General features: G+C 43.9%; 1 pseudogene. It reads right to left on the bottom strand.

The annotated features are described in order from the left end of the window. Nucleotides 1-305, bottom strand: a pseudogene (locus IRQ95_RS22130) (bifunctional acetaldehyde-CoA/alcohol dehydrogenase); the annotation flags it as partial.

Raw genomic sequence — 305 nt, 5'->3', positions numbered from 1 at the left:
GTTGGAACGATACCGCAGATGATACCTACAGGCTCAGCGATAGTCATTGTGCCTAGGTTGTCGTCTTCTTCAAGAATGCCACACGTTTTTTCATCTTTGTATTTGTTGTAAATGAACTCAGATGCGAAGTGGTTCTTGATTACTTTATCTTCAACAATACCCATACCAGACTCAGCAACCGCTTGTTGTGCTAGCGGGATACGAGCTTGGTTAGCTGCTAAAGATGCTGCGCGGAAGATTTTGTCTACTTGCTCTTGAGAGTAAGTAGCAAATTCAGCTTGAGCCGCTTTTACGCGTTCTACTAG

This window comes from Vibrio fluminensis (genome assembly GCF_015278125.1).
GTDB lineage: Bacteria > Pseudomonadota > Gammaproteobacteria > Enterobacterales > Vibrionaceae > Vibrio > Vibrio fluminensis.
The sequence above is the reverse complement of the archived record's forward strand: the minus strand, read 5'-3'. Positions and strand labels throughout refer to the sequence as shown.